Source organism: Varibaculum sp., from assembly GCF_008661855.1.
GTDB classification, from domain to species: Bacteria; Actinomycetota; Actinomycetes; order Actinomycetales; family Actinomycetaceae; genus Varibaculum; species Varibaculum timonense_A.
Map to the genome: position 1 here is coordinate 15,673 of NZ_RPZY01000024.1, position 23,540 is coordinate 39,212.

Consider the following 23,540-nt stretch of genomic DNA (forward strand, 5'->3'; position numbering starts at 1 on the left):
TCCTCCCTCCTCTAAGTGAAATCTAACTTAGTTAAGTTTAACCCGCTGCTGTTCTTTATCGACACTAGCAGCAGAGGATAGGGTTTGAGGAACTAAACGAGTGAAAAACAAGAAAGAAAATAAGATATGGCATAGTTATCTACCGGGTTTCAAAGTTACGACGTGCACCGCGAAAATATAAACCTGTTTTTTAATTCAAGCAGGGGTAAAGCGATTCAGAAGTAGCCTATTTATGGTTAGAATGTAACCATAAAGTTTGAGCCTAAAGACTAGGTGCAACTGAGGCAACATATGCATGAAAATCCAGGTAAACAGGTAACCCCGCGGGTAGCGGTAATTATTCCCGCCAAGGACGAAGCCGAGCGGATTGGGATGACTGTTCGGGCGGTAAAAGCCCTGCCTTTCGTTAATCTGGAACTAATCGTAGTAGTAGATGACGGTTCAGCTGATGACACTCGTGAGATTGCTCGCCAAGCGGGTGCAGTTACTGTCCGTCATACCGTCACCAGAGGTAAAGCCTCTTCAATGGAAACTGGGGCGAAAGTGGTTGCCATGCGGGCTATTAGGGGGAAAACTCCTCCGTTACTACTCTTCCTTGACGCTGATTTAGGGGAAAGTGCTGCCGAGGCAGCCCCACTGATAGAGCCAGTACTTAAAGGCGAGGCAGATTGTACGATTGCGGTTTTACCCAAGCCGGCAGGTGCGGGCGGTCACGGATTTGTGCTGGGGCTATCTAAGTGGGCTATTAGGCGCACTACTGGCTGGAATCCGCAAGCTCCTCTCTCTGGACAACGTTGCCTAACCAGCGCTGCTTTCCAAGCTGCTGTACCCCTGGCAGCAGGGTGGGGAGTAGAAACCGACATGACCATCAGCTTAATCACAGCCGGGTTTGCGGTTAAAGAAGTTCCCGTAAACTTTACCCACCGCGTTAGTCGGCGAGATTTTAAATCCCAAATGCACCGCCTGCACCAGTTTATTGACGTGTTGAAAGCAGTACTAAAGCTCCGGGCTCGCCGGGTTCATATTAAACGCCGCAAGTTTTTGGAAGCGGCGCTAAACCAAAAACCAGGAATGGTTTATCGGGTCGCTCACCGTGAGCAGATACCCGAGTCCGAAAAGACACTATGACAATATGCCAGGGCGGCTCGCTGCGCGCCGCGTTTTGCGCAGGCATATTCTTTTGGCTCGCTAAGGGTGAGTAACATTTTCCTAGTATCGTGATAGCAGTGAAAAAGGAAGTGGAGATGAGTGCTTCAGTAACAAGCTATGCGTTCTTAGGGCCAGTAGGAACTTTCTGCCACCAGGCGTTACTGCAAGTAGCGCCAGACAATGCCCAGCTGTTTCCCTGCGCTGGGGAGCGCCTAGCCATGGATATGGTGCGCGACGGTAAAGCGCAGCGGGCAGTGGTTCCGATTGAAAACTCCATCGAAGGGGGAGTAAGCGCCACTCTTGATTCCCTGGGTTGGGACAAACGTTTGCAGATTGTGGCAGAAATGATAGTCCCGGTCGGGTTCACATTAGGGGTGCGTCCCGGTACCCAGCTGAGCGAAATTAGACGGATTGGCACCCACTCCCATGCTTGGGCGCAGTGTCGAAACTGGGTTGCCGATAACTTGCCGAACGTGGTTCACGTAGCCACCACCTCTACCGCAGAATCAGCCCGGATACTTGCCGAGGAGGAAACCGCCTCCTTCCAAGCGGTTTTAGCTTCCTCCGCGGCCGTCCTCTCCTATGGGCTAACTGCTCTATTCGAGGACGTGGCCGACAATCATGGGGCGGTAACCAGATTTGTGGAACTAGCCAATCCCGGTCACGTCCCCGATCCTTGTGGAGCGGATAAAACTACGATTCAAGTGCGTTTACCTAATGACTATCGTTCTGGCGCCCTCCTCGAAATGTTGCAACAATTCTCGGCGCGAGGAATTAACCTTAGCCGGATTGAATCCCGTCCCTTAGCGGGGCAAGCTGGGCGTTATGTTTTCAGTATCGACCTTGACGGACATATTAGGGAAGAACGCGTACAGTCGGCGTTACGCGGTTTATATCGCATTAGTGAGGATTTACGTTTCTTGGGTTCATACGCTCGCGCCGATCAGATGCGAAATGATCATGCCCCGCGCACGGGGGACACTGATTTTAGGCGGGCAAGAGGCTGGGTAGACTCGATTTTACGTAAATAGGCGAGCAAATTGGGTGGAAGCTACGGGGGCTAGGGGACGCGCACGACTATTGCCCCGTGGTCAAGCCAAGCAGAGATTTCACGATAGCTGCCCACCGGATCCCCATCAACCTGAATCATTCGCGCCTCGCCATGTACCTTGGCGCTAGCTCGGCGAGTACGAGTCACATCGGTTTTGGAAACCAATCCCGCGGTTAGTCTTTTCAACCCCAAAGTGTCACGAAAAACCCTGGTGGTGACTTCTAGTAAACCGATTAGACCTCCCCTCACGCTCAGCATTAGTACCTCAAGCCAACCATCATGAGGATTAGCTTCCGGGAGCAAAGGAATCCCGCCAACCAGTTCCCCACAAGAGGCAAAGAGCAGGGTATTTACTTTACGAGTACGGGTATGAGACTGGTCTCCAAAGGAAACATCCATGGTGATAGGAGGATTGTTAGAGGCGGCGATACCCGACACTACATAGGCTCCCCATCCGATTGAGGCTTTTAATTTAGTCGATACCTTATCCATAACTTCCGCGTCATATCCGATGCCCGCCATCACCAGGAAAGGAAAATCTTCTCCAGTTTCAGTTTTTAGATGCCCTAAATCGACTTCGGTATTTTTACCTGTAAAAGCAATTTCGCAGGCTCGGCGCAAAGAATCAACCGGGATATTAAGGTTTCTGGCCAAAAGATTTCCGGTTCCTAGTGGCAAAATCCCGAGCGGAATACGGCTTTCTGCCAGGGTTGCCGCAATAATCCGTAATGTGCCATCTCCACCAGCTGAAATAACCAGTCCTGCCTGTTGCTCAATTGCTTGTTTTGTCTGATTTTTTCCTAAAGATTCCTCGTCAGTTTCGAGAAAAATAGGTTCGTCATACCCGGTGGCTTGGGCACGTTGAGTTACAGTGCGCCGGAAATCATCCAGGTTAGAAATCTTTGTAGGGTTATAAATAATCGCTACCCGTTTGGATGAGTCATTAGCGCAGGTAGCTGCGGGAGCTGAAAACCCTTGCTTAATCGCTAGTTTCATGGCGCGATTAGCGAGATGGCGGGCGTTAATAGTTGAAACTAAAGAAATAATTCCTAAAAGTACAGCTACAATCACCAAAATCCAGAGCGCAGTAGTCATAGACTCAAGTCTAAACAATTCACTCAACGATTGACGCTAAACTAATCGATTACTGATGCTCGTCCTATTTACCGATACCGAGAGATGAAGCAAGATGAGAATCGCCAATAGATGACGATATGATAAAAACATGATTGATATTCGACAGTTGCGCGAGAACCCACAGATAGCTAAAGAATCCCTGATTGCCCGCGGGGATGATCCCTCCCGGATTGATGCGGTTCTTGCTGCCGATGCGGAGCGGCTGAACAAGCAGCAACAGTTCGAAGCGATACGAGCCGAACAAAAAGCACTTTCTAAAACCATCGGGAAAGCCTCTTCCGATGAGCGCGCAGAAATACTGGCGAAAGCAAAAGAGCTATCCGCCAAGGTTAAAGCAGCTGAGCAACAGGCGGGGGAAGCAGAAGAAAAATCTCGCCAGCTCCTCGAAAAGCTTCCCAATATTATTATGCCGGGAACTCCTACCGGTGGTGAGGACGACTATGTAGTACTCGCTCACCGCGGTCAGCCGATTCGAGACTTCGCAGCGGAGGGAATCAAAGTTCGCGACCACCTGGAAATCGGGGAGATGCTACAGGCAATCGACGTTAAGCGAGGCGCTAAAGTATCTGGCTCCCGTTTCTACTATCTACGAGGCATCGGGGCACGTCTGGAACTGGCACTGCTCACCTGCGCCTGGGATTTGGCAGAGCAGCATGGATTTATCCCCATGACCACTCCCACCTTGGTCACTCCCGACACCATGCGCGGAACCGGATTCTTAACTGAACATTCCGAAGAAATCTACTACCTACCCGCCGATGACCTCTACCTGGTAGGTACCTCCGAGGTCGCCCTCGGCGGTTACCACGGCGGGGAAATCCTGGAACTAGGGGAAGAGCCTCTACGTTATTCCGGCTGGTCAGCCTGTTACCGGCGGGAGTCCGGGTCGCATGGAAAAGATGTGCGCGGAATTATTCGGGTACACCAGTTCAACAAGGTAGAAATGTTCTCTTACTGCCGTCCAGAAGTATCCGAAGCGGAACACCAACGCCTATTGGCATTGGAAGAGGAAATGTTGCAAAAAGTTGAACTGCCATATCGGGTAATCGATACCGCAGCTGGAGACTTGGGAACTTCAGCAGCCCGCAAGTTCGACTGTGAAGCCTGGCTGCCCAGCCAAGAACGCTACCTAGAGCTAACCTCTACCTCCAACTGCACTACCTATCAGGCGCGCCGCCTGGGGATTCGCTACCGGGACGAGAACGGAAAAACTCAGCCGGTCGCTACTTTGAACGGTACCTTAGCCTGTACTCGTTGGCTGGTAGCTATCCTGGAAAACCATCAGCAAGCCGATGGGTCAGTGTACGTGCCGCAGGCGCTGCGTCCTTACCTAGGGGGCAAAGAGCTACTAGAGCCAGTAGTAAAACCATAAAATTCAGCGCAAAGCATGAAAGGATTGGGGGAGGGCGTCCACGGGCATCCACAGTAGCCGCCGATAGGATGGAGAGAATCAATGGCTGATTTCCTGCAATACCCCCAGGGGGATTACGTACCTAAGCTAGTTGCGCGCGCTCTTGAGGAAGCACGCAGATACGGTCCCGATATTGCAACCCGGGCTGCTATCCCCGAAAATACCCGCAATCGAGTGCGGTTTAATGCTTGTGAAGATGGCGTTATCTGCGGGATTCCACTTGTTCGCGAGATTCTTTCTCAGGTACTAGGGGATTACCAGTTACACCTGCGCGTAGCCGATGGAACCGAGGTAACTGCGGGAACCACCGTGCTTGAACTTAGTGGGAATACTCGCGGATTGTTGGAAGCGGGAGATTTATGTCTATGGTTTCTTTCTCACCTGTCGGGGATTGCTACCAAGACGGCGCAGTGGGCGCAGGCACTCTCGCAGACCAAATTAGTGGTGCGGGATACTCTCTCGGTTACTCCGGGCTTAGGTGAACTTGAAAAATATGCGGTGCGAGCAGGAGGGGGAATGACTTCCCGTCTAGGAATAGGCTCATTCCCACTGGTAAGAGCAGCACACTTGCAGCTGGGGACGGGGCTGGGGGATGTGATGAATCATGTGCGAACCAGCGCTTCAGGTAAACCTATCGAAGTAGAAATCGAGGCAACCAAATACCTAGATCCCTTATTAAAGATGCAGGTAGATTTGTTGCGTCTACGGGGATTTAGCCCTGAGCAAGCAACTTTGGCAGCCGAGCATCGGGCAACTATTAATCCCGGAACTTTGCTGGAAGTCAGTGGGAATCTAGATATCGAGGACGCGCCCTCCTATGCCGAGAGCGGAGTCGATTATCTAGCTGTGGATTCTTTAACCGACAAGGTATCTCCACTTGGTATCAACATGGAATTTCGTTAATACTTGTGCAGCTTAACCTGCTACCTCTGAATATAACTTACCTATAAAGGAGCTGAAAGATGTTTTGGTTCGACTCAATCGAGCATAATCGCTGGCTGTCTGCGCGTTTGCAAGATCTTTTGGATTACGGACGTAAATCGGAGGTAAAAACCGGATTCGCCTGCCTCGATCGTAACGGTGAAGTCGATTTGGATCAGCCTATTCAACTCTATTTAACCGCCAGAATGGTGCATGTGTTTTCTCTGGGGGTGCTGCTCGGGATTCCTGGTTGTCGCCGCCTGGTAGAACACGGTATTCGCTGCCTTAACCAGTATTTCCGGGATGAAGAAAATGGTGGCTGGTTTGATGCGATTGACCATGAACTGGATGAACAAGGACGTGCGGTCGCCTATCCGGGTCGTGATGATAAACATTCTTACTCGAATGCTTTTTTGCTTTTGGGGGCGGCTTCGGCGACTGCCGCGGATCGGATTGGCGCAAATGAGCTAATGCAAGAAGCTATTCGCGAGAATAATCTTCACTGGTGGGATGAAGATGCTGGCATGGTTCGTGAAAGCTATAACCGTGACTACTCGGTTTGTGAGGACTATCGGGGTATTAACTCAAATATGCATATGGCAGAGGCCTATATGCTTTTAGCGCAGGTAACTAACGACAGCCAATGGTTAGAGCGAACTATGCGGATTCTACAGCGGGTAGCTCGGGTATCTCGGGAGTATAACTGGCGACTTCCGGAACATTTTGATTCCGAATGGAACCCGCTGCTGGACTACAATCTTGACAATCCTCAGGAAACCCACCGTGCCTATGGATCCGATATCGGGCATTCTTTCATGTTTTCGCGCCTAATTTTAGAGGCCAGGGCGATGCTTAAGACTTCCGGTAAAGAAGTTCCTGACTGGATGATTGAGGCTGCTACTGGATTGTTTGAGCGTGCCCGCGAGGACGCTTGGCGCAGGGATGGTGCCCCCGGTTTCGTGTTTACTGTGGATTGGTCGGGGAAGCCTCTTATTCGTGACCGCCAAGCTTGGGTGCAGTTTGAGGCTATAGGGGCGGCAGTTACTTTGCTTAGGGTAGCCCAGCAAGAGGGGGCAGATGTAGAGGACGGCGAGCATTATGAGCATTGCTACCGCTCCTGGATTGATTTCGCCTATGAGTATTTCCTGGTGCGCGGGGGACGGATTGTCCACCGGCTTTCCCCGGAGAATCAGCCTTTGGATTTAGAGAATCAAAAGCTGCGTGACAGTGTTTATCACGCGGTGCAGGCGTTATTGTTACCGCGTTTGCCGTTAGCTCCGGCATTTGCGGTAGCGCTAGCTCACGGACAGTTAGATAAACCGTTGCCACCAGAATCTGCCAAGAGGAAAATCTTTGGCGGATTTTAGGGCGCGCGGGTATCCCCTGTAACATAGGGGATACCTAGTGTTCTAGGCACGGATAGGAGAGTTGTCCGAGTGGCCGAAGGAGACGGTCTTGAAAACCGTTATACCCGCAAGGGTATCAAGGGTTCGAATCCCTTACTCTCCGCAGATTGGCAGATATCTATATTGTTCCGGTTATCTGCCACCAGTAAACATCTTTGAGAATTTAGCTGGAAATATCCGGTCAAATAGTAGCTTTAGAGCCCAGCTTGCCAATACTATAGAAACAATCTCCAATAGTTTTAGGGTAAGAATTTCTAAATCGTTAAAGGGAACGAAGATGCTGAATAGCGGAAGTATCAGCAGCTCAAATTCTGGAATTAATATCGGATTGTGCAGGGCAAATACGTAAAAAGCGCAATCAAAAAATTTGGGCATATCTTTCGTAAGCCAAGTGGATTTTAATAGTAGCCACATCCCAATTAATTGCAGCAATCCAAAATTTACATCTGAGAGCATTCCGGGGGAATAGTGCCACAGCACTGTTACGATTACAGTAAGGAAAATACCAAATAGTACCCAGAAGTTATTGTTAGTTTTTGGTTTAACAATTAGATTTGGTCGAACTATTCCGATGTATGCCCCTAAAATATAGCTCGGAAGATAGCTAATCATATTGCCATACCACCACCACCGTTTAAATGATAAAGGTTCTGGGAAGTAGCCTAAATGGCGAGCAATTAAATAGGTGAAGATAGCGATTGTCAGTACGGTTAGCACTGATTTGTGCTTAATCCGCACTATTAGGGGAGCGGGCAACATCAGGATTAAAAGGGCAAGGCAATACCAAAGTGGTCCCGCAACTGGTGAACAGAAAAATGAATCTATCGGGTTGAGATGGAGTCTTGCTTCTGAGGGACGGGTCAGCGTCATTAAAATAAGAACTGTAACTTGCCATAATAAAAATGGCAGCAGCAGTGATTTAACTCGGGATTTCATTTTCCGCCCTATTGAGGGGGGGGCTGGCATTGAAATAGAGTAAAAAACCGGAAGTAAAAAAGAAAAAATTCATTGAGGTAAAACCTAGCTGATTTGCTAAGATTACATAGGTTTTTGCTATGATACCGATTTTAGTTTCCGGACTGGTGAATGCCGCCAAAGATTTTGAATGATAAATTACTATTCCCAAGGTAAATAGCCATCTATATAGGTTAATCTTCCGGGAAACGGTTATATCCATCTTACTCCCTTAGGGACAGTTATTTCAGACCTGGTATTTCGTAAGTAACGAATAAGCAGCAGAAATAATACTACATTATTCCCGAAAGAAATGGGTGAGCGTACCTATAAAACCTGGTGAGGTAAAGAAAAGAGTTCGATTATCTTAAAAACTCTCCGCTGGCGTCCGCACCAGAGGAAACTTCTGGTGCGGGCAAAAGTTCTATTCCACTTTTGCAGCGGCTTCACCAGGTGAAACGGACAGGAATCGTGGCTGGTTAAAGCCAGAATCCTTAAATGTCTGTACTACCGCTTTGGCAGTGGCTTCCACCTGGTCAGCGCCGACCAAGGTAATCGCGCACCCTCCGAAGCCTCCTCCAGTCATTCTCGCCCCGTAAGCGCCCATATTGCGAGCAGTCTGTACTGCTAAATCTAATTCTTCACAAGAAACTTCGTAGTCACGACGTAAGGACTCGTGAGAAGCATCAAGTAGGTCGCGCCACTTCGCTATATCTGCTCCAGTTTCTAACAGCTCGCACAGACGCTGGCAGCGGGCAATCTCGGTGAGGACGTGACAAACTCGAGGGCGCAAGCTAGCATCAGAGAGCTTATCTAGCTGTTCCCTAACCCAGAGGGGAGGATAATCTGGTGCATCCAGATTGGTTAGATTGTCACGCTCCGAAATAGTGGTTGGCACCAGTTCTCCTAGTTCCTTTACCCCCAGAAATTCAGCGGCTTTCTCACACGCTGCCCTGCGCAGACCATACTGACCATCTGCAAGATTATGTGAGGTACGGGTATCAATTACCAGTAGCGATAATCCTCGAGCCGGTAAATCAAAGGGGTGTAGACGGGTGTTCCAGCTGGCACAGTCCAGCTCTAGTACCTGATCTTTTTCGCAGAGCATTGATGCCGATTGATCCAAACCTCCAGTGGGTGCGCCCACATAGCGATTTTCTGCTAGTTTGCCTGCCTCTACCAGCAGTTTTCGTCCTTCTGGACTTTCAGAAAGCCCTAGTGAAGCCAGCTCATCAATACCCACTGCAATTGCACACTCTAAAGCTGCCGAAGATGACAGTCCGGCACTTAAAGGAACGCTAGAAGCTACCGCTACTTCCAGTCCTGGGATTTTTTGTGCCAGTTGCTCAGCTTTTTGGGGTAGGCTGCGTGTTTTAAGCACCTCAGCTAACCCGAGAATTACCCCTCCGATAAAGGCTCCCGGACCGCTGCTGGGATAGTTTTCTGCTAAATCAGATAGCTTTAGACAGTTTAGCTCGGGGAAATCTTCGGAAATGATTTTTACCTGATCGTCCTCGCGCGGTCTAAGCGCTACATATACGGCGTGGGGGAGAGCTAGGGGCAGCGCTTTCCCGCCGTTATAGTCAGTATGTTCCCCAATCACATTCACCCGACCAGGAGCTCGCCACACCCCTATCGGGGAGGTAGCGAAAGTCTCTTCAAAAAGAGCCTTGGCTTTGCGTGCGCCCTCTTGCGGGTCGTAAGCCTCTACGAAATCGGGTTTTATTTCCATGATTCCCCCTCTTAATAGCAATAGTCTATTTCAGTCTAACTAGACTATTTGGACTAAGGGCGCACTTGAGCTTTTTAGCTAGAGGAACTTTAGATTTTATAAACCAATTAGCGTAAAAACTGCTGGTTGCCTAAAAAAGTAGTCTAGATAGGCGTTGCCGTGCCATTTTTACCGCGTCGGGGTTACGGGAAAGACGGAATAGTTCCAGTAAGCGTTGGCGATAGGAGTCCTGTTGTTCGTCAGCTGAATCTGCGATTAAAGATAGCAGTAAATCGAAAGCCTGAGGCTCATTTCCAGCTTCAAAGAAACGATCGGCCAACACTAAGGGATTGGAATCGTCCTGCCCTTTTTGAGAATTTAGTCGCTGCGCCATAGAAACTTTATCCACTAATGCCTGATAGCGCGAGGCCTGTTCGGGGGAATTGCGAAGCAGTTTTTGCGCCTGTGCTAGGGCATCATCGTATTTTCCGTCCTCTAATAGTGCATCTACGGCTTTTTCTTCTTCTGTGCGCGGATCTTGCTGTTCGAGGTCGTTATCTCCTGCCATTTTTGCGTGCAGTCCCGTTTGGGCAGCAATTTGGAGAACCTGGTCAATAAGCGGTTTTATTTGAGATTTTGGTTGTGCGCCAGTGAATAGGGGTGCAGGGCGGGCACCAATCAAAGCCATCACCATAGGGATAGACTGTGCTTGGAAAGCCTGTGCTATTTGTGGGGCTTCATCCACATTTATTTTCACTAATTGGAAACGCCCTTGATACTCGCGGGCGAGTTCTTCAAGGATTGGACCTAGCTGTTTACAGGGGCTACACCATGGTGCCCATAAATCCAGAATTACCGGTACTTTGAGGGAAGTTTCGGCGACTTCTTCAAAAGTGTCGTCACCGGCATCCCGGATAAACGGTCCGGGAATAAGCTCTCCTGCGTCTTGGGGATTGCCGCTCGAACTGTTCCTATAGGTGGAATCTGGAGTAAGACCAGTAGTAGGAGCGGATTGCGCAGGCTTTGACGAGTTATTAGCAGCGAACTGAGATAAATCTACCGCTCCATGGGTTTGCGCCATTTTGAACCTTCCTTACTTAGATGCTGACGTCAAAACCTCAGACGCCGCAATCACCCGTACTTTTGCATCCTTAGTGTTCTTGGGGGGGATCTGTATCATTAGGCAGATAACCCGACTCCAAGTTGCCTTTTCTGTGACTTTGCCATTATCTAGCAGATTAACCACATCTCCGCTAAGGGTGATGGGCTTATCTTGTTTTACATCGGTCAGCTTAACTTCCTGAGTGTAGGTAGTTGCCACTAGCGCGCCATTTTTCGCGGGGAGATTAATCGCTAAAGTGTTGTTTTTAAAGTCGCTGGGAGTGATGGTGGAAGCAACTTTACCGGCATTACCTACCCCATCGGTTAGCGCCTTTAGCTCTTGGCGTTTTCCCTCCATGAGGGGGTCTACAAAAATCTTATCGGCATTTTTCGCTTTCTGGTCGAACACGGTCTGTGCCCAAGCGGTTACGGCTGCTTCTGGGGAGAGTAACAAGTTGGAGTCATTCTTGACATCTAAGGTTTTTGAACCTCGGGCAACCACATCAGTTTCAGGTAGCGCCGCTTTCGGTAGTAGTTGCATCCACTGCCACAGTTGGTAGGGGTTCGTTGCCTTACTTTGTCTGATTACTTGCACATATTTTGCACCGTTTTTATCTGCGCCAGTTACATTTATCAGGGAACGTGGCCAGCTGTTTGAAGAGGTAACGGTGGCTAGCTCTGAGCTGGTGGGCAGAGTGGTGGGGGTTACTTGGCTGTTCTTTTGATGCATTTTATATTGGGCACTGCGCATTGCTAGTGCCGGTCCGCCTACTCGCGGAGCGAGTTTTCCGGCATCAAATTTTGAGTCACCTGCCGCTAGAGCGGCATTTACCGCTTTGAGGATGGGGGTTACCTGTTCGATTTGTAGCGCCGGATAGCTCTCGGTTTGGGTGGCTTTGGGTACTTCTTTACGTTGGGCAGTAGAGGTGCAGCCTGCGAGGCTCGCAATCGTCAGGCAGCTGGCTGTGGTTAGGGATAACAGTGTTCGCGTGCTTCTCATTAGTTGCTACCTCCTTGGCTTTGCTCGAATGTTGATTCGCCCTCGAAATCGTCAATATCAGGGCCTTCGCCTAGCCCGTCTAAATCAAAGTTATCGTCTTCAAACCATTCACCCGTGTTTATCGGGGAGGAAGTAGGTTCGTAAGGCTGGGCTGGCTCGATTGATTGCGGGGGTTCGTAAGGTTGCGCCGGTTCATAGGATTGAGCGGGGTTATAGGAAACGTCTGGTTGGAACGATTGTTCTGGCTGGTAGGACTGTGCTGGGTTAAAGGACGCTTCGGGCTGGTAGGACTGCTCTGGTTGATATGACTGTGCCGAGTTATCAGAAATCACTGGTTGCGCTCCCTGCATAGGCGCAAAAGATTCCGCTGGCAGTTGGCTAGCTGACGCGGAACTCAGTTCATCTGCGCCAACTTGGTTTACAGGCTGCGTTTCGGTAGCCATCGGCTCTGACGAGGACGAATCGTCAGCAACCGTAACCGGGGTAGCTATTTCGGGTACGGAAATTTCGGGTTCTGCTGAAGTAGCCGCGAGAGGGTTAATCGGGTTTCCGTCCTCATCGGTACGCACCACCGGAACCAAGCCCGTCGGGAACTTGACTCCCTCAACCTCGATTGTTTCCTCCCCGCGTTGACGTGCTTTCCGTAACTCACTACGGGAGGGAGGATGAGCGACTGTTTGCAAAGACGGCATTTGTACAGTTTGTTCCGTTTGACTGTCCGGAGCCTGTTCAGCCCGCAATTTACGTTGCTCGCGCACCTGCTCTTCCTCTTTAGCAGCCGCTTTCGCGAAACGGAAAATAACCACGGCAACTATCGCGCCGACAAGTATCAACAGCACTCCCGCAACTAGCAGTGGCCAGAACCAAGGGGTGGAGACTGCCTGAGTCCATTGCATCGTCAGTTGCACATTACCTTCCTCTGACCACGCAATTACTGACCACGCGCCCTCGGAACGATTCCAAGTTTCGCTAATCTGACCGCCGTCTGCCTCTTTGTATTTCAGCCACATATCCCTACCAGCGGCTTCTCCGGGCTGGCGCGAATCTGCTTTTCCGCGGTGAGGCTCGGTTAAAAGAGTGGTTTTATCTTTTTGCCCGGTCACTTCCACATAATTCAAATCAGCTGCCCAGGCGCTAACATCGGCAGAACGCCCAATTGCGAGCGCCACTTTTCCCTGACCGGATACCGTAATTTTAGTGGCAGAATTGTACAGTTCAAACATTCCCGGCCTGGTAATAGCTAGGTTTTGCTTTTGGGAACTGGAGGGTAAAGAAGCCGATACCTGTGGAGAGGGTTTCCAAACAGTGGCAGTGCCCACCCCGCAAAGCGCAACTATTGAACCTACGATTACCAGTAGCAGTGGAAGCCAATATCTACGTAAGAAAGTGTTCACCAGTTTCCCCCAACTGTCATTTACCAACTATTTATAACTGTACTTTCTTTATGCCCATGATGCTTACAGCTCGTCCAGGGTGTGACTAGGGTCAATTTTAGATTAATGTTTGGTTTGAAGCCTTAATAAGTGAAAGACTAGGCAATGATACGGGGTTTCGCGCTATTGAAACAATGGACTAAAATGTTCCAGGTAGTGCCCAATCTCAGCAGCTAATCTTCAGGGAGGACCAGGTGGAAGAACAAACCGATTTCCCGATCGTAATGCGCGGTTATGATCGCGTTCAGGTCGATTTACAGATTCAGACTTTGAACAACCAGATTAGCGAGTTGCAACAGCGACTCGATACGGTTGATCAGCGCAATGTAGATTTAGGCGAACAGCTCGCAGAAGCGCAAAAGCAATTACGCTCATCTGATCGCAGTTCCTATACGGGGATTGGTGCTCGGATAGAACAGCTCCTGCGCAGCGCGGAAGAACAGTCTACTGCCGTCATTAACAAGGCTAATGCCGAGGCGGAGCAGCTGATGGAAAAGACTCGCAAGAACGCTCAGGATATGTCAGAGCGAGCAGAGGCGGAAGCGGCTTCCTTAATTTCAGAGGCGCGGCGCGAGGCTGAAGAGCGCACCACCACTGCTGCCACTGAATCCGAGACGGTTCTAACCAATGCCCAGCATCGTGCTGATGAACTGGTTGCCGCGGCAGAGCGGGAAGCATCCTCGCTGCGGGCAGAGACTAACACCCAGGTTTCTGACCTGAAAGCAACTGTTGATCGGGAAACCGAATTGCAGCGTGCTCAGGCCGAAAAAGACTATGTAGAGATGCGGGTAAAGGCAGAGCAAGAGGCTTCCCAACTGCGTAATGATGCTACTGCGGAGGCACAGGCGTTGCGCGAGTCCTCTTTGACCGAAGCCACTAAGACTCGGGAAGAAGCTAAAGAACAGGCAGAAAAGACTTTGGCTGATGCTCGCAAACAGTCTGAAAGCATTCTGAAAGAGGCGCGGGAAAGCGCCGATAGTATCCGTGCCGAGATTCAGCAGATGCGTCAAGAGGCAGAAACTGAGATTGCAGCAGCACGGGCAGCTGCTCGCGAGGCTGATGCTCAGGCTCATGAACAGTCTCGTTCCGAGACTTCCGCGATGGTGGCTGCTGCTAAAGCCCAGGTGGCAGACGCCGAGAAACACTTGGGTGAAACCTTGCAGCGGGCAGAGCGCTTGCTGACCGATACTGATGCGGTCGTACGTCGCCGCCAAGAAGATGCCCGTCGCGCTGCGGAAGCCACGATTGCGGCTGCAGAGGGCGAGGCCGAGCAGGTGCGTGAAGCTGCTCGTATCGAAGCTCAGGCAGAGCGGGCCGCCGCTCAACGTACGGTGGAGCGCTTGGAGCGTCAGCGCGAATCCATCGCCGCTTACCTGGAAGAAATGCGGGGCTTGCTGGGCTCTGAGACCGCTACTGGTCTCGAGGGGCTAACCCCCATGCAGCAGCTGCCGGCAGTGCTAGCACAACCGGAATCACAGAGCGAGGGCGAAGAGCCGGTTTCGGTGGAACCTGCGGTATCTCCGGTCACTCCTGATGAAGAATCGGCAGCTACCGATTTGTTCACCAGCGAGAATTAAGCGAACATTTTATTTAGCTGAACTTTTAGGGTGTGCCTTTGGAAAATCAAAGGCACACCCTAACTGCGTGTATACCTTTCCCACCAGCGTGCTTAGATTGAATAGTAGGATGGACAGTGTATTTTCATTCTTTACAGTTCAAAATCCAAGGAAGGGTCGAAGGACTTTTTTCTGCTAATGAACAAGAGTTAGACATTGCTGACCAGTTTTCCCATCTATCTCAATCGTTGGGGTTTGAGGGGGAGTCAGGTGTTTATGCAGGTTTATGGGCTACCCAGTTTGTCTACAATGATTATTCTCTTCTTGAGGGTGATTTTTTAGCTAGAGGTTTACATCTCGACCTGCTTTGTGACAGCAATTATCCCATCCCATTTAGCGCCATTTTCTTGTGTCTGGGAGAAACTCTAAAATGAACAGCTAGCTGTATCGTAACGGAGCTCACTGTTTCGTGTGAACCTTATTCAGTTAAGGCGAATATACCTAAGGGAAAAAGCAGCAGTACTCTTGAAAAACTCAGCGAGCCAAAAATAATAAACCACGTCCTCCCGGTTACCCAAGTCTCAACGATTAGGTATTCTTGCACGGGTAAGCGGAATGCTCTTCTAGCATCTGGGGCGATACCTTTTACCATGACCCGATGTTACTTACCAGAACTTGCGTTACCGTTTTCTGCGATCTATTCGCAATGGGGAAAGAGAATGCTGAAACATGCAGAAACGATTCAAATTGTAGCCAATTAGCATATTGCTTTTTGTTTCCGCCTTAACGCTTTCGGGTTGCAGTCACGAATTGGGCTGTAGTCTCCCTAGTAAGCAGTCGACTATCGTATTAAAAATACCTCAGGGTGACCATATAGAAGTTGTTCCCGAAGATAGCACTTTTAGCAGGCGGATTCTAGGGGAGTTCTTTCGGGAGGGCTAGTTCTTAAAGGAATGTACAGGGGCGGGGATACGTCCTCCGCGAGCCGCAAACCTTTCTGAAGACAGCGAGGTTACTTCCATAATTGGTGCCCAGCCCAGCAAGCCTCCAAAATTCGCTTTTTCGCCTACCCCTTTACCCGGTACTGGAATCACGCGCACCGCAGTAGTTTTCCCGTTGGCAACCCCGATAGCGGCTTCATCAGCAATCAAACCGGTAATAGTAGCGGCAGGAGTGTCACCGGGAATCGCGATCATATCCAGACCTACTGAACAGATAGCGGTCATGGCTTCCAGTTTCGCCAGGCTTAAAGAACCACGCTGGACTGCTTGAATCATATTCGCGTCCTCGGAAACCGGAATAAAGGAGCCGGAAAGTCCCCCTACCAGTGAACACGCCATCAGGCCGCCCTTTTTAACCGCGTCGTTGAGTAGAGCCAAAGCCGCAGTAGTGCCGGGCGCTCCGACCGCTTCTACGCCCAGCTCTTCTATAATCGCGGCCACCGAATCGCCTACTGCCGGGGTAGGGGCGAGCGATAAATCCACGATTCCGAAACTGACACCCAAACGCTTCGCTACGGTTTGCCCTACCAGCTGCCCCATGCGGGTAATTTTGAACGCTGATTTCTTAATGACCTCTGCGCATTCTTCAAAAGGACGCCCCTTTACTCCCGCGAGCGCCCTCTCTATTACTCCCGGGCCCGAAATCCCTACCGATACCACCGCATCGGGTTGGCTCACGCCGTGGAAAGCGCCCGCCATAAAGGGGTTATCTTCTACCGCGTTGGCAAACACCACCAGTTTTGCGGCTCCGATTCCGTCTTTATCGGCAGTTTTATGGGCGGCGGCGAGAACTTGCTCACCCATTTTTGCGGTCGCGCTCATATTTATGCCGCTGCGAGTAGAACCGATATTTACCGAGGAACATACGATATCGGTAGTAGCTAAGGCCTCGGGAATGGACTCCATCAACGCTAAATCGCTGCGGGTGGCACCGGCCTGTACCAACGCGGAGTAGCCACCCACAAAATCTACTCCTACGGCTTTGCCGGCACGATTGAGTGTCTGAGCGAAGGGGAGGGGATTATCGGTGCGGCAAGCCGCTGCCACCAGGGAGATTGGGGTTACCGAAAGGCGCTTGTTAATAATCGGCACCCCGAACTCGCCCGCGACTTCCTCGGCAGTAGCAACCAGGCGGGAGGCGGCGCTTAAAATCCGTTCTTCAATCCGCGCGCAGGCCAGCTCAATATCAGTATCCGCACAGTCCAGTAGGGATAGTCCCAAAGTTACGGTGCGTACATCGAGGTTATCCTCGGCAATCATCTGTATGGTTTCCAGGATTTCCCCGGTGGTATCCAGTCCCATTATTCTCCCTTGCGATTAAGGCTGCCCGCGTAGGTTCACGGTAAGTAGCTTAGAGTTTGTGCATGGCGTTGAAGAGAGCTTCCGCCTGCACTTTAACAACCAGCCCTTCGGCTTCCTCTACTGGCTTCATAGCTGCCTGCACCTGCGCTAACCCTATCTGTTCCTCATCGAATTCCAGCTGCATAATCATGGTGAAATATTCATCCATCAAGGTCTGCGACACATTGATGATGTTCACCTGGTTTTGGGCGAGCGTTTGGGATACCGCCGCGATAATCCCGGTGTGGTCAATGCCGGTAACTGTCATAATTGCTTTCACGTGCTTCAGCTTACGTTCTTCTATGGCTTTTTTGCGATTCCTCGCCCCTGTTTTCTTCACTTCTGAACTCTTTCGCAATAATGGAGGGGTGACCTCTAGTTTGATTTTTTCGACCCTCGTGCAAGCGGTAGTGCTATTTGTAGCCACCAATATTGACCACTTGGCGTTACTGGCTTTGTGGTTTGTTCACGGACAGAATCGTCCGGGAACTACTGCGCGTATCTGCGCCGGTCAATATGTAGGTTTCGGGGTTATCCTGGCGACCGCCATAGTCTTAAGCACAATTTCTGGTTTGGTGATCCCGCAGGAGTACCTGCGTTTCCTGGGGCTGATACCCCTGGCATTAGGGGTAAAAGCTGCAATCGGAGAAATCCGGGAGCGTGTTGGGTCTAGGGACTTCGAGGACGAGGACGAGGCACAACTAAAGGGGAAAAAGGTTAGCGTAGGCGCAGTTGCTCTGGTTACTATGGCTAATGGGGGCGATGAAATCGCAGCCTATCTACCAGTTTTTGCCCTCTCCACCTGGTGGCAAATCGCGCTGTTTAGCGCAGTGTTCTTAGTGCTTGCTGGCGTTCTGCTTGCTCTTGCCCGTTTCATCACTGGACGTATGGGGCTGGCAGAGGTCCTGGAACGTTTTGAAGCGATTATTTTCCCCAGTGTACTTATCCTACTAGGAGTGCTAATCCTCGCCGATTTGCTTTAGGTTGATTGATTAGCAGTGCAAGATAAGCGATTACCAGCCGCAGTCAGGAAAAGAAGCGATTGCCAATAGCGCGGGAGTAGATTTTTCCTCCCGCCCAAGAATTTGGAAAACGTAGCGACGTTTTCCAAATTCTTATGCCCACCGCTCCCACTCGGATAAAATCTCCTCCCGCGCTCACACACGCCGATTATTTAGACTCGGTGGCGCACTCGGAAAATCATGGCATATAAGTGGTTAAACCACCGGGTGGGTACACTGGTAAGAGAGTGCAGGTTCAAGGATAGGTGAGCCAATGGGGAAGAAACACGTGAAAACTAACGCCCTGCGTATCCTCGAAAATGCGGGGATTACTGTGCAAATGACGCAGGTTTCTTCAAAGGGCGAGTTTTTGGATGCCCTCACGATTGCACAAGAGCTAGGGGTAGGTGCGAATTTAGTGTTTAAAACTCTAGTTCTCGAGGGTGAGCCGGGGCAGCACTTTGTAGCGGTAGTGCCCGCTACTCACGAGTTAGATTTGAAAGCTGCGGCCAAGTGTTTTGGGGTAAAACACCTGGCAATGTTGCCTTTGAAAAAGCTAACCCCGCTCACCGGTTATTTAAAAGGAGCGTGTTCGCCCTTGGGAATGAAGAAAGATTTACCGACCGTGATTGATGAGTCGGCGTTTGCTTACGAACAGATTTATGTATCGGCTGGTAAACGGGGCTATCAGATGTTGGTTTCTCCGATAAATCTGCAAGAAATATCCCATGCTTTAAGAGGTCAAATCGCTCGTCCTTAAAAAGAGCATCTCGGTTATAACTGTCGTGGCGGCAGTTTTCGTCTTTATGGAAAACAGAGTAAAGTTTCGGGTGTACGAAATCTAGATACAGAAGAGCCGAAAAATGCTTTGATGGGAAAGGGAAAGCCTTGGCAACCGAAATAGTTTTCCCAACTAAGGACGAAGGAGCTTCACCGATGAAAAGGCAACTAACCCCAGATTCTCAAAAACTGCCCCGAGCTGAGCAGACCGCTAAAAAAGGAATTTTGCCTTTACTCGGGCCCGCTTTCGTGGCAGCAGTAGCCTATGTGGATCCCGGAAACGTGGCGGCGAATATCACCGCCGGTGCTCGCTACGGTTACCTCCTAGTGTGGGTATTAGTACTGGCCAACCTGATGGCGGTTATCATCCAATATCAAAGCGCCAAACTGGGGTTAGTAACCGGAAAATCCCTACCGCAGCTCTTAGGGCAACGTCTACCGAAAACCAAACGAATCGCTTTTTGGATACAAGCCGAAATAATCGCGGCCGCAACCGACTTGGCTGAAATCGTGGGGGGCGCAATCGCCCTGCAGCTATTGTTTAACCTCCCCCTGCTAGTGGGAGGGGCAATCGTAGGTTCAATCTCCCTGGGGTTACTTATTTTTCAAAACGAGCGCCGCCAAAAACAGTTTGAAACTATCGTAATTGCTTTACTGGCAGTAATCACCGCCGGTTTCCTGTCCGGTCTGCTGATCAGCCCGCCTGATCCGGCGGGAATGCTTGGGGGGCTGCTGCCGCGCTTTGCAGGTGCCGATACGGTGCTTATCGCGGCCTCTATGCTGGGAGCAACCGTGATGCCCCACGCTATTTACCTGCATTCTTCACTGGTCAATCACCGGTTTCCCCAGCGCAAACTCAGTGAGCTGCCCCGGCTGCTACGAGTCTCTAAACATGATGTCGGGTATGCGCTGATAGTGGCAGGAGCGGTAAATGTTGCCCTGTTGCTCCTAGCGGCATCGGCGCTAGCTGGCAAAAGCGGGACAGACAGCATCGAGGGCGCACATCACGCTATCGAATCCGCATTAGGGACGACCATTGGGGTTATTTTCGCCATTGGACTGTTAGCCTCCGGGTTGGCCTCTACCTCGGTAGGAGCCTATGCGGGTTCAGAAATCATGGGCGGGCTGTTACACGTGCAAATCCCCTTGTTTGCGCGTCGGCTAATCACCCTAATCCCCGCGTTATTGATTCTCGCCCTCTATCCCAACCCCACCTGGGCTTTAGTTATTTCGCAGGTAGCGCTGTCTTTTGGGATTCCCCTGGCGTTAGTTCCATTAGCTAGTTATACCCGCAAACGCGAACTGATGGGCGTTTACCAGGATTCGCGAGGAATGCGCCTAGTAATGGGGATTATTGTTGCCCTGGTGATTGCGCTTAACCTGCTGCTGGTGGTGCTGACTTTTATCGGAGTCGAGATTTAAGTACTCATTTCCGCGAAGCCGTGGGGGTGGACGAAGAAATATAAAAAATCAGTTAGCGCCCTCGAAACGATATTTTCGTTTACGAGGGCGCTAAGTGCTAGATTCCTAAACCTTCCTGCTATCCTTAGCTTTCTTTAGGGCGCAGCCACAGGCAACCTAGTGGGGGTACTCGCAGCTCAACCGAGTAGGGGCGACCATTCCATTCCATTTCCTCGGCACTAACCTCACCGAGATTAGTAACCCCCGAGCCACCATATTTTTGGTCATCGGTATTGAGGATTTCTTCCCATTCCCCACCATCCGGCAGACCAATACGGTAGCCTTCGTGCGGGTTACCAGCAAAGTTGCATACGCACACTAGCTTATGTTCGCGCCCATGGTCATCACGAGACTTACGGACATAAGAAATTACGTTATGTTCAGAATCGTTTACCTCAATCCATTCAAAACCGGTATGGTCATCGTCCCAAAGTGCCGGCTCGCTAGTGTAAATGTGGTTCAAATCGCGTACCAAGGATTGAATTCCCTGATTGCGGTTATCATCTAGCAAGAACCAGTCCAGTGACCGATCCGCATCCCACTCGGCTCCTTGAGCGAACTCGGAGCCCATAAAAATTAACTGTTTGCCTGGGTGAGACCACTGGTAGGCGAACAGGGAACGCACTCCCGCTAACTGCCGCCAATAATCGCCGGGCTGCTTTGCCAGAATCGAGCCCTTGCCGTAGACGACCTCATCATGGGAGAGAGGTAAAATGTAATGCTCAGAAAACGCGTACACCAGGGAGAACGTCAATTCGCCGTGATGCCAGGAACGATTTACCGGATCTTCACGTAGATACCGTAAAGTATCGTTCATCCAACCCATATTCCACTTCAAACCGAAGCCTAGACCCCCGGCATCGGTCGGGGCAGTAACCCCAGGCCAAGCCGTTGATTCCTCGGCAATCATGCAAATCCCAGGATGCAGGCGATAACAGCAAGCATTAGTTTCTTGTAAGAAAGAAATTGCTTCCAGATTTTCACGTCCGCCGTATTGGTTAGGACGCCATTGCCCATCCTCACGTGAATAATCCAAATACAGCATCGATGCCACCGCATCAACCCGTAACCCGTCAATATGGAACTCATCAAGCCAATACAAAGCATTGGCAACCAGGAAGTTACGTACCTCGGTACGTCCGTAGTTAAATATCAGGGTTCCCCAGTCAGGTTGTTCTCCGCGCATCGGATCAGGGTGTTCATACAGCTTTGTGCCATCAAATTCTGCGAGAGCAAACTGGTCTTTAGGGAAGTGACCGGGAACCCAGTCCATAATCACCCCGATTCCCGCTTGGTGAAGTTTATCAATCAGGTAGCGGAAATCGTCGGGAGTACCATAGCGGGCAGAGGGCGCGTAGTATCCGCTCTGCTGGTATCCCCAAGAACCATAGAATGGGTGCTCGGATACCGGCATCAGCTCAACGTGGGTGAAGCCTAAATCTTTCACGTAGGAAACCAAATCCTCTGCCAAATCGCGGTAGGCAGTGTCATAAGACCAAGAACCGATATGGAGTTCATACACCGACATGGGGGAGGTATGCGGATTCGTGTTTGCCCGCTTCTTCATCCATTCGTCGTCTTCCCATTGGTGGTGTTTGTCGGTAACTACCGAGGCGGTTAAAGGGGGAACTTCACAAGCTCTAGCCATAGGGTCGGCTTTTTGTCGCCAGTTTCCGTCCGGACCTAAAATCTCGAACTTGTAGCGGGCTCCGATTTCTACCCCCGGAATAAATAATTCCCAAACCCCGGAGGAACCTAGCGAACGCATCGAGGACGCTTCTCCGTCCCAATAGTTGAAGTCACCTACTACCCGCACTGCCTGGGCATTTGGTGCCCAAACCGCAAAGGATGCCCCTTTGGTTTGTCCCATTTCGGTATCGTAAGTACGCAGATGAGCGCCTAGAGCGTCCCATAGTTTCTCGTGTCTACCCTCACCGATTAGGTGCAGGTCAAGTTCGCCTACTGTAGGTAAGTACCGGTAGCCATCATCGGTCTCTTTTGTGTCCTCTCCGTAGGTGGTTCGCACCCGGTAGTCGGGAATATCAGTCCCCTCTAAAACTGCAACCCAAATGCCGTCTTGTTCATGGGTTGCGGGATAAGTGCCTGAGGAAGTGACTATCTCTACCGCGTCAGCTAAGTGGGCGACCGTTCGGATAGTGACCGAATCCTCTCCGATGTGGGTTCCCAGTACTGAATGTGGATCAAAATAGCGTCCATGGGCAACGTTAGTTAGTACTTCTGGGTCTACTGCTACAGGTTTTGCGTTCATGGTTCTAGAGTGTCACGAATCGCCGAAAAATTCTTTGGAATAGCGCCCCGATTTCCAGATTTTTTAATCCCCACCGTCACCAAGCGTGCATTGAAATCATATGAAGGTTACCCAGGGTTGAGGTCAGCGCGTCGGGTGCGGTTAGTGTCGGTTCTCTTCCGTGTCGGGGCTGGCTCGGTAAAAGCACTCCGAGATTCTGCGGTCGGCTTTGTGGGGGGGCGCGGGGAGGAGGATTTTGCCTCCTGCCCAAAGAGTTAGAAAAGACTCTAGTCTTTTCTAACTCTTACGCCCACCTAGCCTAATCGGCATAAATCCTCCTCCCCGCTGTATCTAGTTAGCGTGGCTCTCTCACATCTTTTACCCGCCGTGCCCTTGCCTGTCTGAAAACTGTGGGTGCGGGGGAAAGTTTGTCCTCCTGCCCAAGAATTTGGAAAACGTGGCGTCGTTTTCCAAAATCTTATGCCCACCGCATCTACTCGGATCAAACTTTCCCCCTGCTATCGCTAATTAGGGTGTCTCTCTCATATCTTTTACCGGCGCGACCTTTTTTGGTGACGTTTTCACCCTCCCGGTGCAGTTTCGCCCTCCCGAGATGGGAAATGTGGTCGTAATTGGAGTGTTTTGCCGGTTTTGGGAGGGTGGTTTTGTCTCGGGAGGGTGAAAACGACGCATATGCCTGAAATCAGGAGGGTGAAAATGTTGCCCTGGTGGGTGTGCTTGCCTGGTTATACGCCTGGAAGTTGTGGGTGCGGGGGAAAGTTTGACCTCCTGCCCAAGTAATTTGGAAAACGTGGCGGCGTTTTCCAAATTCTTATGCCCACCGCGCCCACTCGGAGCAAACTTTTCCCCTGCTTTTC

19 protein-coding genes and 1 tRNA gene are annotated in these 23,540 nt (G+C 50.7%); 11 read left to right on the forward strand and 9 right to left on the reverse strand.

Features of this window, described 5'->3' with window-relative positions; all coding sequences use genetic code 11:
• The first annotated feature begins 291 nt into the window (after positions 1–291).
• Complete coding sequence (locus tag QZT94_RS03000) at positions 292–1,128, forward strand: glycosyltransferase family 2 protein (protein WP_296762812.1); 837 nt, start codon at positions 292–294, stop codon at positions 1,126–1,128.
• A 116-nt stretch (positions 1,129–1,244) separates the two neighbouring features.
• Positions 1,245–2,180, forward strand: a complete 936-nt coding sequence (pheA, locus tag QZT94_RS03005; RefSeq protein WP_072510092.1) for a prephenate dehydratase — start codon at positions 1,245–1,247, stop codon at positions 2,178–2,180.
• Between the two features lie 29 nt (positions 2,181–2,209).
• Here pheA and QZT94_RS03010 read toward each other — a convergent pair whose 3' ends face one another.
• The gene (locus tag QZT94_RS03010; RefSeq protein WP_296762815.1) at positions 2,210–3,295 is read right to left on the reverse strand and encodes a diacylglycerol kinase family protein; all 1,086 of its coding nucleotides are present in this window, start codon (positions 3,293–3,295) and stop codon (positions 2,210–2,212) included.
• A gap of 130 nt (positions 3,296–3,425) precedes the next feature.
• On the opposite strand from QZT94_RS03010, the gene serS reads away from it, so the two are divergent.
• The 4 genes from serS (at position 3,426) to QZT94_RS03030 (ending at position 7,178) form a co-directional block, all read left to right on the forward strand.
• A complete protein-coding gene (gene serS / locus QZT94_RS03015) occupies positions 3,426–4,709 on the forward strand; it encodes a serine--tRNA ligase (protein ID WP_296762817.1) in 1,284 nt (427 codons plus the stop codon).
• A gap of 81 nt (positions 4,710–4,790) precedes the next feature.
• Entirely contained in the window at positions 4,791–5,651 is an 861-nt protein-coding gene (locus QZT94_RS03020; protein ID WP_296762819.1) for a hypothetical protein, read from the forward strand.
• Positions 5,652–5,710: 59 nt separating this feature from the next.
• Positions 5,711–7,036, forward strand: a complete 1,326-nt coding sequence (locus tag QZT94_RS03025; protein ID WP_072510088.1) for an AGE family epimerase/isomerase — start codon at positions 5,711–5,713, stop codon at positions 7,034–7,036.
• A gap of 55 nt (positions 7,037–7,091) precedes the next feature.
• Positions 7,092–7,178: transfer RNA gene (locus QZT94_RS03030), tRNA-Ser, on the forward strand.
• 29 nt (positions 7,179–7,207) lie between these two features.
• Here QZT94_RS03030 and QZT94_RS03035 read toward each other — a convergent pair.
• The 5 genes from QZT94_RS03035 to QZT94_RS03055 form a co-directional block, all read right to left on the reverse strand.
• Complete coding sequence (locus QZT94_RS03035; RefSeq protein ID WP_296762827.1) at positions 7,208–8,080, reverse strand: acyltransferase family protein; 873 nt, start codon at positions 8,078–8,080, stop codon at positions 7,208–7,210.
• A 373-nt stretch (positions 8,081–8,453) separates the two neighbouring features.
• Positions 8,454–9,761: a galactokinase gene (galK, locus tag QZT94_RS03040; protein ID WP_296762822.1), complete on the reverse strand. Its 1,308-nt coding sequence runs from the start codon at positions 9,759–9,761 to the stop codon at positions 8,454–8,456.
• A gap of 130 nt (positions 9,762–9,891) precedes the next feature.
• Entirely contained in the window at positions 9,892–10,821 is a 930-nt protein-coding gene (locus QZT94_RS03045) for a tetratricopeptide repeat protein (RefSeq protein WP_296762824.1), read from the reverse strand.
• A gap of 12 nt (positions 10,822–10,833) precedes the next feature.
• Entirely contained in the window at positions 10,834–11,841 is a 1,008-nt protein-coding gene (locus QZT94_RS03050) for a hypothetical protein (protein ID WP_072510084.1), read from the reverse strand.
• On the reverse strand, positions 11,841–13,235 hold the full coding sequence (locus QZT94_RS03055) for a hypothetical protein (RefSeq protein ID WP_296773155.1): 1,395 nt from the start codon (positions 13,233–13,235) through the stop codon (positions 11,841–11,843). Before QZT94_RS03055 ends, QZT94_RS03050 begins: the two co-directional genes overlap by 1 nt.
• Before the next feature lie 263 nt (positions 13,236–13,498).
• Between QZT94_RS03055 and QZT94_RS03060 the strand changes: the two genes are divergently transcribed.
• Together QZT94_RS03060 and QZT94_RS03065 are read left to right on the forward strand one after the other, a co-directional pair.
• Positions 13,499–14,851, forward strand: a complete 1,353-nt coding sequence (locus QZT94_RS03060) for a cellulose-binding protein (RefSeq protein WP_363928423.1) — start codon at positions 13,499–13,501, stop codon at positions 14,849–14,851.
• Between the two features lie 116 nt (positions 14,852–14,967).
• On the forward strand, positions 14,968–15,264 hold the full coding sequence (locus QZT94_RS03065; RefSeq protein ID WP_296760901.1) for a hypothetical protein: 297 nt from the start codon (positions 14,968–14,970) through the stop codon (positions 15,262–15,264).
• 504 nt (positions 15,265–15,768) lie between these two features.
• On the opposite strand, the gene QZT94_RS03070 is transcribed toward QZT94_RS03065, so the two are convergent.
• A complete protein-coding gene (locus QZT94_RS03070) occupies positions 15,769–17,133 on the reverse strand; it encodes a PFL family protein (RefSeq protein WP_296760900.1) in 1,365 nt (454 codons plus the stop codon).
• Positions 17,134–17,182: 49 nt separating this feature from the next.
• Complete coding sequence (locus tag QZT94_RS03075) at positions 17,183–17,512, reverse strand: ACT domain-containing protein (RefSeq protein WP_296760898.1); 330 nt, start codon at positions 17,510–17,512, stop codon at positions 17,183–17,185.
• Positions 17,513–17,552: 40 nt separating this feature from the next.
• Between QZT94_RS03075 and QZT94_RS03080 the strand changes: the two genes are divergently transcribed.
• The 3 genes from QZT94_RS03080 to QZT94_RS03090 all read left to right on the forward strand — a co-directional run bounded on the left by QZT94_RS03080 (position 17,553) and on the right by QZT94_RS03090 (position 20,375).
• Positions 17,553–18,155 (forward strand): cadmium resistance transporter, encoded by a 603-nt coding sequence (locus QZT94_RS03080; protein ID WP_296760897.1) that lies wholly within the window; start codon positions 17,553–17,555, stop codon positions 18,153–18,155.
• 292 nt (positions 18,156–18,447) lie between these two features.
• Positions 18,448–18,933: a Cys-tRNA(Pro) deacylase gene (ybaK, locus tag QZT94_RS03085; protein ID WP_072510080.1), complete on the forward strand. Its 486-nt coding sequence runs from the start codon at positions 18,448–18,450 to the stop codon at positions 18,931–18,933.
• 128 nt (positions 18,934–19,061) lie between these two features.
• A complete protein-coding gene (locus tag QZT94_RS03090) occupies positions 19,062–20,375 on the forward strand; it encodes an Nramp family divalent metal transporter (protein WP_296773156.1) in 1,314 nt (437 codons plus the stop codon).
• A gap of 124 nt (positions 20,376–20,499) precedes the next feature.
• On the opposite strand, the gene glgB is transcribed toward QZT94_RS03090, so the two are convergent.
• Positions 20,500–22,683: a 1,4-alpha-glucan branching protein GlgB gene (gene glgB, locus QZT94_RS03095; protein ID WP_270624988.1), complete on the reverse strand. Its 2,184-nt coding sequence runs from the start codon at positions 22,681–22,683 to the stop codon at positions 20,500–20,502.
• Between the last annotated feature and the right edge of the window lie 857 nt (positions 22,684–23,540).